General features: G+C 31.8%; 14 protein-coding genes and 2 tRNA genes. 1 reads left to right on the top strand and 15 read right to left on the bottom strand.

Annotation, left to right across the window (positions count from 1 at the left end):
• Nucleotides 1–111: 111 nt before the first annotated feature.
• From ACREWB_RS08755 to polA, 15 genes are all read right to left on the bottom strand, one after another.
• Complete coding sequence (locus tag ACREWB_RS08755) at nucleotides 112–3,006, bottom strand: penicillin-binding transpeptidase domain-containing protein (protein ID WP_431547073.1); 2,895 nt, start codon at nucleotides 3,004–3,006, stop codon at nucleotides 112–114.
• 28 nt (nucleotides 3,007–3,034) lie between these two features.
• On the bottom strand, nucleotides 3,035–3,526 hold the full coding sequence (gene mreD / locus ACREWB_RS08750; RefSeq protein ID WP_431547072.1) for a rod shape-determining protein MreD: 492 nt from the start codon (nucleotides 3,524–3,526) through the stop codon (nucleotides 3,035–3,037).
• Nucleotides 3,527–3,536: 10 nt separating this feature from the next.
• The gene (gene mreC / locus ACREWB_RS08745) at nucleotides 3,537–4,385 is read right to left on the bottom strand and encodes a rod shape-determining protein MreC (RefSeq protein ID WP_431547071.1); all 849 of its coding nucleotides are present in this window, start codon (nucleotides 4,383–4,385) and stop codon (nucleotides 3,537–3,539) included.
• A gap of 2 nt (nucleotides 4,386–4,387) precedes the next feature.
• Nucleotides 4,388–5,395, bottom strand: coding sequence for a rod shape-determining protein (locus ACREWB_RS08740; protein ID WP_431547070.1), 1,008 nt, complete (start codon nucleotides 5,393–5,395; stop codon nucleotides 4,388–4,390).
• A gap of 20 nt (nucleotides 5,396–5,415) precedes the next feature.
• Entirely contained in the window at nucleotides 5,416–6,102 is a 687-nt protein-coding gene (radC, locus tag ACREWB_RS08735) for a RadC family protein (RefSeq protein WP_431547069.1), read from the bottom strand.
• Between the two features lie 12 nt (nucleotides 6,103–6,114).
• Nucleotides 6,115–6,690, bottom strand: coding sequence for a Maf-like protein (locus ACREWB_RS08730; RefSeq protein ID WP_431547068.1), 576 nt, complete (start codon nucleotides 6,688–6,690; stop codon nucleotides 6,115–6,117).
• A 10-nt stretch (nucleotides 6,691–6,700) separates the two neighbouring features.
• Nucleotides 6,701–6,961: a DUF4321 domain-containing protein gene (locus tag ACREWB_RS08725; protein WP_431547067.1), complete on the bottom strand. Its 261-nt coding sequence runs from the start codon at nucleotides 6,959–6,961 to the stop codon at nucleotides 6,701–6,703.
• A 181-nt stretch (nucleotides 6,962–7,142) separates the two neighbouring features.
• Nucleotides 7,143–7,877 (bottom strand): hypothetical protein, encoded by a 735-nt coding sequence (locus tag ACREWB_RS08720; RefSeq protein WP_431547066.1) that lies wholly within the window; start codon nucleotides 7,875–7,877, stop codon nucleotides 7,143–7,145.
• A gap of 113 nt (nucleotides 7,878–7,990) precedes the next feature.
• Nucleotides 7,991–8,611, bottom strand: coding sequence for a C40 family peptidase (locus ACREWB_RS08715; RefSeq protein ID WP_431547065.1), 621 nt, complete (start codon nucleotides 8,609–8,611; stop codon nucleotides 7,991–7,993).
• Between the two features lie 80 nt (nucleotides 8,612–8,691).
• On the bottom strand, nucleotides 8,692–9,207 hold the full coding sequence (locus ACREWB_RS08710; protein ID WP_431547064.1) for a GNAT family N-acetyltransferase: 516 nt from the start codon (nucleotides 9,205–9,207) through the stop codon (nucleotides 8,692–8,694).
• A 188-nt stretch (nucleotides 9,208–9,395) separates the two neighbouring features.
• The gene (locus ACREWB_RS08705) at nucleotides 9,396–9,848 is read right to left on the bottom strand and encodes a hypothetical protein (RefSeq protein ID WP_431547063.1); all 453 of its coding nucleotides are present in this window, start codon (nucleotides 9,846–9,848) and stop codon (nucleotides 9,396–9,398) included.
• Between the two features lie 146 nt (nucleotides 9,849–9,994).
• A tRNA-Leu gene (locus tag ACREWB_RS08700) sits at nucleotides 9,995–10,076 on the bottom strand.
• A 109-nt stretch (nucleotides 10,077–10,185) separates the two neighbouring features.
• Nucleotides 10,186–10,746 carry a lytic transglycosylase domain-containing protein gene (locus ACREWB_RS08695; protein WP_431547062.1) on the bottom strand — a complete coding sequence of 187 codons (561 nt, stop codon included), beginning with the start codon at nucleotides 10,744–10,746 and terminating at the stop codon, nucleotides 10,186–10,188.
• Entirely contained in the window at nucleotides 10,736–11,353 is a 618-nt protein-coding gene (coaE, locus tag ACREWB_RS08690) for a dephospho-CoA kinase (protein WP_431547061.1), read from the bottom strand. Before coaE ends, ACREWB_RS08695 begins: the two co-directional genes overlap by 11 nt.
• Nucleotides 11,354–11,380: 27 nt before the next feature.
• Nucleotides 11,381–13,996: a DNA polymerase I gene (gene polA / locus ACREWB_RS08685; protein WP_431547060.1), complete on the bottom strand. Its 2,616-nt coding sequence runs from the start codon at nucleotides 13,994–13,996 to the stop codon at nucleotides 11,381–11,383.
• Nucleotides 13,997–14,298: 302 nt separating this feature from the next.
• Between polA and ACREWB_RS08680 the strand changes: the two genes are divergently transcribed.
• Nucleotides 14,299–14,385: transfer RNA gene (locus ACREWB_RS08680), tRNA-Leu, on the top strand.
• The last annotated feature ends 65 nt before the right edge of the window (nucleotides 14,386–14,450 follow it).

Below are 14,450 nucleotides of genomic sequence, written 5' to 3'. Positions count from 1 at the left end.
TCCTTCGGTTTTTTATGATTAATAACTAAATAAACTCCGACCAAAAATTTTGTCAGAGTTTATTTGAAATTATTATTCTATTATAATTTAATAAGTCGTAAATATTTTCTACTAATCAGGAGAACTTCCAACTGAACCCTTATGAAGTTCTATATCAGCAGTTTTCTTCTTTGGATCAACTTGGAAATCATATTTAGGATCTTTTTTTAGTATTTCTTCTTTAAAATATTGTTCATAAACTGCTTTTGCCACTGGTGCCACATATGCACCATGACCCCCATCGAAAACCACTGCGCAGACAGCTATTTCAGGTTTATCATAAGGCGCAAAGCCTATATAATACCCGTAGGATGTCCTTCCGAGAGCTGATTGTATTGTATCATTAAAAGTAGCTGATCCTGTTTTCCCTCCATTAGGTATAGGGAAATCTCCAAAAACACTATATGCTGTACCTTGCTTATCACTAGTAACTTCTAGCATACCTTCTTTAATTAGTTGAATAGTTTTAGCACTTACTCCAGTTTTCTCTAAAACTACAGGCTTTACTTCTTTTATTACGTTTCCATCTGGATCTAAAAATTTATCAACCAAATGCGTTTCATATCTATTTCCGCCATTCACCATAGTTGCCACATAATTGGCTAACTGTAGAGGTGTAAAAACGTCAAACCCTTGGCCTATAGATGCATTATATGCATTAGCAGCAGACCTAATTTCACTCCTAGCATCCCCTATTACCAATTCTATAGTTTTATTTATAAGTTTGATATCATCACCCGTGTAGTTAATATTTTTTAATATACTTTCACTTTGAATGAGTTCTTTGGGAATAATAATAGTTTTAAAAGTATTTTTTTCATCTTTTTTGATCTCTGCCTTAACAGTAGCAAGAAAATCAGTCTTTTGTTTGTTTGATTTTATAATTTCCTCTATTTCTTTTTTAGTACCACTTTCTTTTTGTGACATTATGTCAAATTGTTTATGTTTATCATTCATACCATATCTGCCCTGTTGTAAATAATTTATCATATTACTTATATAGAGATTAGAAAATATTTCTTTACTAGATTCATAATTGTATACCTGACCAAAGTTTTCCGGTATCTCTATACCTGTAGTAGGTTTATTATCACTGCTAGAATCTACACCAAGACCAAATTTCCATGCATATTTTGCTATTATGTTTAAACCCTTTTTACTCTCTCCACCCTTCGCAAAAAGTAAATCTGCCACCTTATAAAAAAAGTAATTACAAGATACTTTTAGCGCCTCCTTAACATCTACAAGTCCATGCCCATAACCATGCTCATTAAATCTCCAACAAGCTGAAGTAACAGTATCATAACGTTCAGTGAAGTAGCCATGTGGGTTACCACCACCATCTAGTATTTTAGTATTCTCGTCTATAACGCCTTCTTCAAGTCCTGCAATAGCTGTTAGCGGCTTAAAAATGGAACCAGGAGGTATTAGAGATTTAGTTGCATTATTATAAGTTGGTTTTGGAAAAATATCGTTGTTATCTCTTCGAATTTTAGTATTACCTTGTATACTTTTATCTACTGGAAACATATAATCAAGTATTATTTGCTCTTTTTCACTTTCTGATTTTTCAGCTATGTCTTTATAAGTTAAAACACCTTCAAATTTTGTTAACCCTCGTTTTCGGATATATTCTAATCCCTTTTTCTCTATATCTGGGTTTAGATACGAATTATATAACTTAGTAGTTAACCTTCCCGGCACTGCAAACATATTAGGATCATACCCAGGTCTACTTGCTAAAGCTAATACCTTACCAGTGTTAACATCCAGAACCACCACCGCACCTCTGTTTGCATTTGTTGTATTTACCTGTTGTGATTTGTTATTTCCTGCCTTTTGTAGATCTATCATTACAGCATCTAAAGACTTCTCTGCAGCATATTGCATATCTGCATCTATATTAAGCTGTATTGTTTGACCAGGATAAGTTTCAATTTCACCTAAAGACTTAACTTTACGCCCTTGTTTATTAACTGTAATACTTTCTTGGCCTTTATTGCCTCTCAAAACATCTTCAAAACTCGCTTCAATACCTGCCGCGCCTATATAATCTGTACTTATATCATAACCCTTTTCCTCATATTTATCTTTATCCCAAGGATTTATTTTTGAAATATAACCTAAAAAAGCAGAACCTAGGTCCTTATTAGGATAAACTCTAATTGGTTGAGTTAAAACACTGATGCCAGGAATTTCAGGTTGCATTTGTTCAAAAATAAAGGCAGTGTTTTTCTTTAAATTACTAGTAATAGTTACAGGCTTATATCCAGAAAAACTCTGCATAAAAGATGTATCCTTAACTAACATATACCTACGAAGTTCTTCTATACTTTTACTTTTAAAATTTTCGATTTCATCTATCTTATACTGCACTATTAACTGGTTAAAGACTTCTTCAGGAGTAATTTCTAAAAGCTTTGCATCAACTTTTTTCTTTTCCGCATCGTTTAAGTCACCTTTCCTTTTGTCACCGTATAACTCTGTAATAACGTCAGTATCAAAGCCTCTATCTTTTTTAAATCTAAGTTCTATCCAATCTTGTGATGATTTGTCTTGAGTCTTAAAATCAAAGCTGTACTCCATAGATTTTTTATCATCACCGGTATTTACTTTAAGTAAAAACTCATCTACTTGAGTTTCCTTGTTTTTATCAAGAATTTTAAAAACCTTGTCCATAGTGGAAAAGAAACTTTTGTCACTCTCCTCTGTATTTGTAAAAGTTAATATATAACTTGACTCACTTGTAGCAAGTATAGTACCTTTTCTATCAACTATTTCTCCTCTGGGAGCCGGTGTTGATATTATCTTGTTACCCTTTTTATTTGCAGTTTCTCTATATCCCTCACCCTTAACCACCTGTATATTCACTAACCTTGTTATAATAGCTGTGAAAATAATAAACATAATTATTACCATTGCATTCAATCTAGAAAATTGATTTTTCTCTTTCTTTCTCTCACTCACTATTTCACCAACCTTTACATGAAATATATCAAAATCTCCACTCTTTCTCCATATGGTCTTTTCGAGAAAGTTTATATGTAAATTTATACATAAAAATACAAGCTATTAAATTGCATAAAGCCTGATATAATATTATCTCTATATTTGTATATTGTTTTATTGCGAATAACAGAGAAAATACTATTAAACCTTTAACTAAACTTAATACAAAAGATGATACTATTGGAAGAAATGATTTTTCAATAAATATATTTTTACCTATGTTTGCAGCTACAACACACATAAGCATATTGCAGAGCATATTAATTCCAAACCCATTAAAAAAATACAGATCCTGCAGTGCGCCAGTAAAAACTCCAATTATCACTGCGTCTTTTGGAGAACTAACAATAGAATAACACAGTGCAAAAGTAAATAATAAACTAGCAAACGCACCGTGTATCACAAGTAAAGGCATCAAAGTATTATCTAATATTAGGAATAGAATACATAAAAATACTAATGTTAATATTCTCTTCATAATTCAACTCCTAATATTTTATTTCTCCTGTACTGTCTTTGGGTACCACAATAAAAACCTCTTGAATTTTTGAAAAGTCCACATATGGCTGTATTATAGCCGTTTTCATTACTTCACCTTTATCTTCATGAACACTTAGAACATTTCCTATTCTAATTCCAGCTGGATAAAATTTACCAAGACCTGATGTCACTATTATATCACCTTTTTTTATATCCGAATCTAGAGAAATACGCTGTATTTCTGCAAGTGATTTACCATTATCATCTATATAACCTCTAACCATACCATTATTATCTCCTGGTCCATGAACAAGAGCTGCCACACCTATGTTTTCATTAGATAAGGATTGAACTACTGCCCAATTACTAGCTACAGATGTAACCTGACCTATTAGGCCCTCTCCAGTCATAGCTACCATTCCTTTTTTTATACCTTTATTTGTACCCTTATTTATAATGAACCCATCCGAAAAAGTATTTGAACTTAATCCTTTTATGTCAGCACCTATATAATCGTATTGATCTCTTGGCTCTGAAAACTTATACATGGTTCTTAATGTTTTATTTTCTTTTAACGCAGTATCATATTCTAAGGCTTTGGTTTGTAGCTCAGCATTTGTTTTTCTAAGTTCTTCATTCTCCTTCTTAACATCTGAGAAGTTTGTTATAAATTTAAAAGTATCTTTTACTTTATAAAACCCATCATTGAATACACCTTGAACTGAATTTATAGTTACCCCTAACCCATTCTCGACCATGGACATTTTTTCTCGATTATAACTATATCCTATTAAAAATAAAAATGTAACTGACAGTATTATAATAACTACTGCCAGTTTATTCTTCATAAATCCCATATTTATCTTCTTTTACTCATAACGTCTATATTATCGAGAGCCTTACCTGCTCCTATAGCAACACAATCCAATGGATTCTCGGCTATATGTACAGGCATATGTGTTTCACGGTTTATAAGTGCATCTATTCCTTTTAGAAGTGCACCACCGCCAGTCAACATAATTCCTTTATCCATTATATCCGATGCAAGTTCTGGTGGGGTTTTTTCTAGGGTTGTAATTATAGCCTCAATAATTGCTTGAACTGGCTCACTAAGAGCTTCTCTTATTTCTTTTTGGGTTATCTGTATAAGTTTTGGAAGTCCTGATATTAAATCTCTACCTGTTATTCCCATGCTCATTGCATCATCTTCTGATGCAAATACTGATCCAAGCTCCATTTTAATGTTCTCTGCAGTTCTCTCTCCTATCATAAGATTATATTGTTTCTTAATAAAGGCTATTATTGCTTGATCAAGTTCATCCCCAGCAATTCTTAAAGACTTACTTGTTACAATCCCACCTAGTGAAATTATTGCAACCTCAGTAGTTCCGCCTCCAATATCCACTATCATACTTCCAGTGGGTTCATTTACAGGAAGTCCAGCCCCAATAGCCGCTGCCATTGGCTCTTCCATTAAATATGCCTCTCTCGCTCCTGCTCTTTTAGTTGCTTCCTCTATTGCTCTTTTTTCAACTTCTGTTACGCCAGACGGGAACCCAACTACGACTCTTGGGCTTGTAAAACCTTTTGATGTAACTTTACTAATAAAGTGCCTAAGCATTTTTTCAGTAACATTAAAATCCGCAATTACTCCATCTCTCATAGGTCTAATGGCAACAATGTTGCCTGGCGTTCTACCTATCATCTGTTTAGCTTCTTCACCAACTGCTAAAATCTTATTAGTATCTTTATTTATAGCTACAACAGAAGGTTCTCTTAATACAATTCCTTTTCCCTTAAGATAAACCAACGTATTTGCTGTTCCTAAATCTATTCCCATATCACGAGACGTTCCGAACATTCCCATTAAAATTTCTCCTTTCGTATCTAAAGCAATCCTTTTTCTTTTAAACTAATATATGTTCCATTTCCAATAATTATATGATCAAGCACTTCTATGCCTAGTAGCTTTCCACATTCTTTAAGTCTTGTAGTAATGCTTATATCTTCCTTACTCGGCGTTGGATCTCCTGAAGGATGATTGTGGCAAATCACCACAGAGGCACTACACTTTTTGATAGCCTCATAAAACACTTCTCTTGGATGAACTATAGAAGTGTTTAGATTACCAATTGAAATATCTTTTATACTTATAATAATATTCTTTGTGTTTAGCATAATTAATTTAAGATATTCTTTTTTTAAGTATCTCATTTCCTCCATAAGATACTGTGCAATATCTTTTGGTGAAGTGATTTTATACTCTTCTCCAGATTTAAAACTTTTAAATCTTTTTGAAATTTCAGTAAGCGCTAAAAGTTGCGTTGCTTTAGCTTCTCCAATACCCTTTAAGCTCATAAATTCTTCTGCACTTGAGCTTAAAAGTCCATTTAGTCCACCACACTCAGATATTAATCTACCACAAAGGTTTAAAATATTTTCATCTTTAGATCCTGTTCTAAGTATTATAGCTAATAGTTCATTGTTTGATAGCGTTTCAGCACCGTACCTTAATAACTTCTCCCTGGGTCTTTCATTTTGAGGTAAATCCATAATTTTATTAGTCATATCCATAAAACAACTCCTTTATAGATTGACCCCCATCTCCCTTAACATAAAGTACAATTTATTTACCGGTAACCCCACCACATTATAATAACAACCCTTTACCTCTTCAACAAATAAAGATGCTGCACCTTGTATTCCGTAAGCTCCGGCTTTATCAAAAGGCTCTCCTGTTTCTATGTAATTGTTTATTTCTTCCTCAGATAGTTTTGAAAATTTCACTTCTGTGCGAACATATTCAGTAGAAATTTCTTGAGTTTCAGTATTTATCACTGCAACTCCTGTATATACCTCATGTATATTTCCACTTAAAGCACTGAGCATTTTAAAAGCTTCCTCATTATCTTTAGGCTTTCCCAGCACTTCACCCTTAAAGTAAACTACAGTATCACACCCTATTATAGCAGCTGGTTTTTTCACAGAGCTTGTTATATCCATAGCCTTTCCTCTTGCAAGTGCCATAACGTAGTCACTACAACTGCCTGAAAATGGTATGTCACTTTCTTCAAACTCACTTGCTTTTATCTTGAAATTACTTGTTATTTTTTTTAAAAGTTCCGCTCTACGTTCTGACGCAGAAGCTAAAATAATATTCACTACATCACTCCTAATATTTTCTATATAGTATTATTGCCAAAACAATGCCTATAATAGACATAATGTTAACATTAAAATTCAAACCGAAAGTTACTGATAACACTTTAAGATCTATAAGCATTGGCGTACTCATTCCTATGGTATATGTATTCTTCAAAAATGCAAGTGCATTTATATTCTGTCCCAATAGTTCACCTATTAAACTTCCAGAAATAGCACCTATCAGCATAAAAAAAACAAAGTATGAATTTTTCTTTTCTGAACTTTTCAAATTACATCCCCCACTTTACTTATATATCTCATACATTTTAACATTGAATAAGACTATAAACAAGTAGATAAACCATTATTCAAGAAATGTTTATAATTACACTTCGTTACTATAGAAGGTGTTCACCAACAACTAGGCCAAAAAAATACAAATGGATTTAAATAATCCATTTGTATTTTATCTATATTGCACTTAGTTTTTTAATAAATTTATAGATATATATATACCCTTCCTCCGTTTTTTCTTTTTTAAACTCCGCAGGTAAGGCAGTTAAATATGCTTTTATTACTGTCATATCCTTATAATTTTCACTTTTTTCTTCAGCACCCTCTAAAGAAAGAAGCCATTTTTTAAGTTCCACTGTATCATACCAACTAGCATCTTTTTCTGAGAGCCTATTTAATATTTTAATTTGTGCACTTACCATTTCATTAGTTTGTGCACCTGTTGAGTCCTTTGCAGTAAGTCCCATTTTAATTTTAAAATAATCTATTTTGTTTTCAGTAAGCACCTTTGTAATGCTATCAATAGAATCAGCTGGATAAATACCAAACAATACTTTATTAACTTTATCTTCTTCAACAATAAATGGTGTACCAAACCTCATCAAACTATTTTTCAAATCTAAAGCTTTTCCCATGTCTCCAAAAGCACCACATTGTATTGCTACATAATTACCACTATTGCTTGTAGAATTAACCTTAGAAGCATCTGTTCCCTCTTTATTTGGGCTTACCTTATCTTCTGAGTTTATTTTAGTTTTATTATCAGTTACACTATTCCCAGTAGTATTTTTAGGTAATATCTTTGAAATAAGCGTGCCAAGAATAATAGCTGTTATTAATGTCAATATAATGATGATCATAAAATTACTACTTTTCCTAGGTGGTTTATAATTATATCTAGTATATCTCACTTAAACATCCCCTAACTTATATATATCTTAAGGCTTTCTTTTTTTAGCTGCCTTATTTAAAATATTATTAATTAAAAGTTGATTTTAGAATAAGAAAACAAAATATATTATACCTAATTAAATATTCGTCTTGCACCAACGAATCTTGTATTGTAATAGCTTTGGCTTAAATTACTCACCGTAACTTTTTTACTTCCTGAAGATGCATGGATAAAATCTCCATTCTCTACATAAATACCAACGTGTGATACTTTCCCATCCGTATTAAAAAAAATCAAATCCCCTTGTTTTAGATTTTCTCTTGATACTGAACTTCCCTGCCCTATTTGAGATCCTGTATAATGCGGTAAATCCACTCCAAATTCCTTATAAATATACATTGTAAAGCCTGAACAATCAAAGCAGCTAGGTCCTTCTGCTCCCCATACATACGGTCTTCCTATAAGACTATAAGCATAAGAAATCAAATCACTTCTACCACCTGTGGATATGGATTCTGATAAAGTTTCACCTCTTGATAATATTTTTTCCGTTTCCTTTTTCTTTTTTTCTACAATTCTAGCTGGCACTTTAATAACCTTATCCGTTTTAAGCGTTGCAACGCGTATAACCCCTTGTGTTTGTTCTTTGATGGCCACATCTGCTTTTACCACTCCAATTTCCAAGCTCAAACAAATTCCAATTGATAATGCAAAAATCACCATTCTAACCAGGTTAGATTTTAAAATATTCATTTGATAACCCCCTCGAAAGCTTCCGAAGTTATTATTGTGTTTACTTTACCAATATATGCGACGACCAATACACTTTATTCTTATGAAATCGTTTTTTTTAGAATTAAAATATCCTTATCTTTGCCATCCACTTCTAGAAAATTACTTGTTACTCTACTTATCTCAAAATCATTATTTTCCCATAATTCCAGCATCTCTTTATTATTAACCGAAACAAAAGTATAAAAATTACGCATTCCATAATTTTCATATAAATGTGTTAAAAATTTATTAATAATTGATGTAGCAATATCCGTACCATATAATTTAAATTCTATTAAATAACACATAATCCAGACTTCATTTGGGTTTTTAAATTCTATTCTACCCTTTATAATACCTATAATCTCACCGCCAAATAACACTTTAACAAAATACTCTCCCTCGCTAACGTAATACTCTAAATATCTTTCATAGAATTCCTTAACACTATAATTTTTTTTAGCAGCTATGCTAAGAACTCGTTGATTATTAATCCATTTTTCAATTTTGTAGATATCTTCTTTTTCTACATTAACAATGCTAACATCCTGGGACACAATATCTATATTAAACATATTACACCTCTTCGATTTTACACTTCTTGTATAACTAAATTCTACGTTACTTTCAAATTTCCTTCATTATAAATTTAAAATTCAATTTTTAATTATTAAAATACAATAAAAAATAACCCTGTAAATTTCTACAGGATTACTTTATAATCAAATAACTTTACTCTTTTATGTTAAATTCTGATTGTCCTTTATTCATCTCTATACATAAATGCAAGTCTAACAATTCTTTTAACTAGTCCCACTGCACCTGCATAATGTATGCCACATCTAGTAAGCATTCTAAATATTTCAGGATTATACCTCTCCATCTTTCTTACAATGGAATCAACATCATTGTGTTTAGGATTATACTTATTATATCCATGATCATACGGTTTTCTATCTTCATACATGTTTTGTTCACTTAACCCATAATCCTCATAATCACGCATATCTACATCTGCATATGGCATACCCATTGGACCCGAACCATTCATAAAAATACCCTCGTTATTAAATCGTTCCATTCCCATCCATGGGTCCATACCCATATTGGGGTCCATACCCATTTGATTAAATCCCTGCATTATAGATTCTAATGGGACCATTTCATAATCTTCTTTATCCTCTATATCCTCAATATTTCTGTAATCTACCTTCATCATTTCCCTCCCTATTTTCCATATTACTAATACATTACCAATTTATGCTGAAATCATTGTTTTGATACTTACTTTTATAATATTTTTAGGCAAAAAAAAAGAAGTATTTCTACTTCTATCTTTTCTGGCTCTAGATTATAAATTTATGGTGCGAAAGACGGGACTTGAACCCGTACGGTCTCCCACATGTCCCTTAAACATGCGCGTCTGCCATTCCGCCACTCTCGCAAATATTACTTAACCTAAAGGATAATTAATCTCATAGTCATATGCCCTTACAACTACAAGATTTATTATATATTAGTTTTGTGTGAACTGTCAATAATTTTTTTCTGATTTACTGAAGTTTATCATTGTATAGCTTTAAATAAATATTATAATTTGTCTTTACCTTTTTTACATATTTATCTGTTTCTTCAAATGGTATATTGTCTATTGTCTTCCCATCCTTTGAAAGCTCACTATCCTTAAGCCACTTTTGAACATTTCCTGGTCCACCATTATAGGCTGCCAAAACCAAGTCTATATTCCCATCGAATTCATTGTTTAAATAGTTTAAATACCAACAGCCCATAGCAATATTAATTTCAGGGTCATATGATTTTTCCACCTTAAAATTGTTTAATTTCATACTCTCAGCAATCCATAGTGCCGTTTCAGGCATAATCTGCATAAGTCCACTAGCATCCATATGAGAAACAGCCTCCTCCTTGAAATTGCTTTCTGCCCTAATTACAGCTGCAACTAAATAAGGGTCTACATCATACCTTTGTGAATACACTATTATATGATTTTCATATTTTACTGGGTAAAAGTATTTAAAAATACTTTTTATATTTAGTAATATAACTATAAACAAAATTAAGAACAAAAATTTTATAATCTTTTTAAATTTCATAACTTTTCACATTTAACCTTTCCAACTGTGTAATAATAAAATCTAGTTGTAACTTCGTGTCTTGAAGGCTTCCTTCATTATCAATAATAAAATCCGCAAACTTCTTCTTTTCATCTATTGGCATTTGAGCTCTAATTCTATCCATTACACGCTCTATTTTTAAAGTATCTCTACTCATAACCCTCTGAATTTGTACTTCTCTGCTTACCCACACTAATATATTTTGGTCCATAACAGTATGTAAGTTGTTTTCTATTAAAGTAGGTGCATCTAAAAAACACAATTTACAATTATTTTCTTCTAGTTTTTTTATTCTTTGGTGTATTTCACACAATATAAAAGGCATCATTATATTTTCAAGTTTTTTTCTTCGAACTTCGCTCTTAAATATATAATTTCCAAACTCTTTACGCATAAGTTTATCATTTTCGCCAAAGAAATTACACCCAAATTCCTCTTTAATTTGACTAATTACCTCAGGGTATAATATAAAAACCTCTTTAGATACAATATCTGCATCAACAATTGGAAAGCACTTGCTTTTTATCATATTAGTTACCGTGCTCTTTCCACTACCTATCCCACCTGTTATTCCAACCTTTAACATTTTCTGCCCCCACTTCTAAGCTTTGGCTTACTTAGCTTCATACCAAGTATCTCCAACACTTATTTCTACTTCTAGAGGAACTGAAAGTTTAATAACATTCTCCATCTGATCTTTAACCAAATTCTCAACTCGTTCAAGTTCATCCTTGTATACATTTAATATTAATTCATCGTGTACTTGAAGAATTAATGTGCTCTTTAACCCTTCTTCTTTTAATTTATGGAATACATTTACCATGGCCAGTTTAATAATATCTGCCGCACTACCTTGAATAGGCGTATTCATTGCAAGCCTTTTTCCAAAAGACTGTACAATTTTATTGGATGAATTTATTTCAAATATAAATCTTCTTCTATTCAAAATTGTAGAAACGCTACTATTCTTTTCAGCTTCAACTACTATATCTTCCATATACTTTTTAACATTTGGATATCTTGCAAAATAGCTTTCTATATAGGTTTTAGCTTCTTTTCTAGATACATTTATATCCTTAGCTAAGCTAAATTCTCCAATACCATATACTATTCCAAAGTTTACAGCTTTAGCATTACTTCTCATTTGGGATGTAACCTCTTCCATAGGTACATTAAATACTTCTGAAGCAGTTCTTGTATGAATATCCTCATGGTTAATAAAAGCCTGGGTTAAATTTTCATCACCTGCTATATGAGCAAGGACTCTAAGCTCTATCTGTGAATAATCCGCAGATAAAATAACACACTGATCATTATGAGGTATAAACACACGTCTTATAGCTCTACCCATTTCATTTCTTATGGGAATATTTTGCAAGTTAGGTTCCGTACTTGATAGCCTTCCTGTTGTTGTAACTGTTTGAGTAAAGTTGGAATGTACTCTAGAATCTGTATCAATTACTGCTTGTAGACCCTCTATATAAGTAGAAAAAATCTTTGTAAGTCCTCTATAGCGAGTGATTTCTTTAATAATAGGATGTTTATCAACTAAGGCCTCTAATACTTCTGCATTAGTTGAGTATCCCGTTTTTGTTTTCTTTATAACAGGTAAATCTAATTTCTCAAATAATATCTTTCCTAATTGCTTTGGAGATTTGATATTAAATTCTTCCCCAGATAATTCATAAATAGTGCTTTCCATTTCCTTTATATCTATGGCAAACTTAACACCTAATTCGGATAATTTATCCTTGTCTATTGTAAAACCTTCTGATTCCATATATGATATAGCTTCTGTTAGTGGTTGCTCTACGGTGGATAGAAGTTCTCCCATATCGTACTCCTGAATCTTCACTTCTAAAATGTCATAAATTCTTTTTAATAGAGCCACTTTATTGATCCCTTTTTCATTACCTTCCCCCGTAATACTGATTCTAAGGTTGGTTTCAATAAGAGTTTCTAAGCTGTACTCACTTTTAGCTGAATCCAGCAAATAGGCTGCGATTTCTGTATCGAATTTCACACCACAGAGTACAATACCTTCTCTATTAAGAGCAGTATATGCATTTTTAATAGAATGACATACCTTTTTAATATTGTTATCCTCAAGAATAATTTTCAAATAATTTATAGTTTTTTCTTTGTCTTCTTCAAATAAATCCTTGATCACAATGCAATAATTTTCTTCATTATAGTTAACGTATATGTTGTCTACGCTAATTTTTGAAAACACATTAGCGTCTTTAATATCAAATAATATATAAACCGTATCTTTAATTTTATCCACAAGTTCTAAGAGTATTTCTAGCTTATCCACAACTGTGAAATTAGCAGAAAATACTTCTTCAATTGAATCTTCATCATCTGGTATTTTATCTATTAGTGATTTAAATTGTAATTTGTAGAATAAATCTTTTACAGCACGCACATCATATTTGTCTTTTGATTTAATTGATTCTAAATCCATTTCCATAGGTACGCAAGTAATAATAGTAGCTAACTTCTTACTAAAAATAGCCTGTTCACTATAAGTTGTTAAATTCTCAATAAGCTTTTTACCACTAAGTTTATCAATATTCATTAGAACATTTTCGATACTCTTATACTCTTTAATAAGCTTATAAGCAGTTTTCTCACCAATTCCTGGTACACCTGGTATATTATCCGAAGCATCACCCATTAGTCCCTTTACATCAATAAATTCCGTAGGGGTTACTCCATAGTCCTCTATCATACGCTTTCTATCATAAATTTCTTTTTCAGACATTCCTTTTTTGTTTATTACAATTTTAACATTGTCTGTTGCAAGCTGAAGTGCATCTCTGTCTCCTGTTACTATGAACACTTCAAGTCCCTTTGCTTCTGCAAATACAGATAATGTTCCTATTAAATCATCAGCTTCATATCCATCTAACTCAAAAATATCTATAGCCATTTTCTCTAAAAGATCTCTAACTATAGGAAACTGTCCTTTCATCTCATCAGGCATTTTCTTTCGTCCTGCCTTATAGTCCTTATATTCTTCATGACGAAAAGTAGGTGCCTTCCTATCAAAAGTTGTAACGATATAATCTGGCTTAAACTCCTCTTTCATCTTTAAAAGCATACCCGTAAAGCCATAAACCGCGTTGGTGTATATTCCATCTGAATTTGTTAGGGCTGGTAAAGCATAAAAGGCTCTATACATAAGACTATGCCCATCCAAAATTAATAATCTTTCCTTAGACATGGTAAATCCCTTCTTTCTAATAGTTTTACTTAATATATTACACTACTTAATTTTCGTTTAAATTTTCGACCTCATTATATGTTCTATTATAACAGTTTATATTGTGTTATAACAACAGAAAATAACATTAGCAAATATCTAAGCTAATGTTATTTTCAAAATCCCTCTATAAATTTCATTATTTCTATGTAAAAACCGCTGTTTCCATTTAATTTTTGATATTATCTCTTGAAATATTGGTATATATCTTTTTAACTGTTGCAATAATAATAAATCTATGTTAAAATTATTTTGTCAGACATGCCGAAGTGGTGGAACTGGCAGACGCGCTGGACTCAAAATCCAGAGGTGTAACAACCGTGCGGGTTCGATTCCCGCCTCCGGCACCAGTTGTTTAAAAGGTTAAGAGCATTTAGGAAGAATATTCCTAAATGCTCTTTTCTTTGTTTTGTCC

The sequence above is a fragment of the Clostridium sp. genome, from assembly GCF_050717635.1.
GTDB lineage: Bacteria > Bacillota > Clostridia > Clostridiales > Clostridiaceae > Clostridium_AD.
Note: the sequence above shows the minus strand (reverse complement) of the source record. Positions and strands in the feature narration are given on the sequence as shown.

Coding starts and splice junctions, on each gene's coding strand:
- mreD (WP_431547072.1), bottom strand. CDS start 3,526: ATGAAGAGAATATTAACATTAGTATTTTTATGTATTCTATTCCTAATA.
- mreC (WP_431547071.1), bottom strand. CDS start 4,385: ATGGGATTTATGAAGAATAAACTGGCAGTAGTTATTATAATACTGTCA.
- ACREWB_RS08740 (WP_431547070.1), bottom strand. CDS start 5,395: ATGGGAATGTTCGGAACGTCTCGTGATATGGGAATAGATTTAGGAACA.
- radC (WP_431547069.1), bottom strand. CDS start 6,102: ATGGATATGACTAATAAAATTATGGATTTACCTCAAAATGAAAGACCC.
- ACREWB_RS08715 (WP_431547065.1), bottom strand. CDS start 8,611: ATGAATATTTTAAAATCTAACCTGGTTAGAATGGTGATTTTTGCATTA.
- ACREWB_RS08710 (WP_431547064.1), bottom strand. CDS start 9,207: ATGTTTAATATAGATATTGTGTCCCAGGATGTTAGCATTGTTAATGTA.
- ACREWB_RS08705 (WP_431547063.1), bottom strand. CDS start 9,848: ATGAAGGTAGATTACAGAAATATTGAGGATATAGAGGATAAAGAAGAT.
- ACREWB_RS08695 (WP_431547062.1), bottom strand. CDS start 10,746: ATGAAATTTAAAAAGATTATAAAATTTTTGTTCTTAATTTTGTTTATA.
- coaE (WP_431547061.1), bottom strand. CDS start 11,353: ATGTTAAAGGTTGGAATAACAGGTGGGATAGGTAGTGGAAAGAGCACG.
- polA (WP_431547060.1), bottom strand. CDS start 13,996: ATGTCTAAGGAAAGATTATTAATTTTGGATGGGCATAGTCTTATGTAT.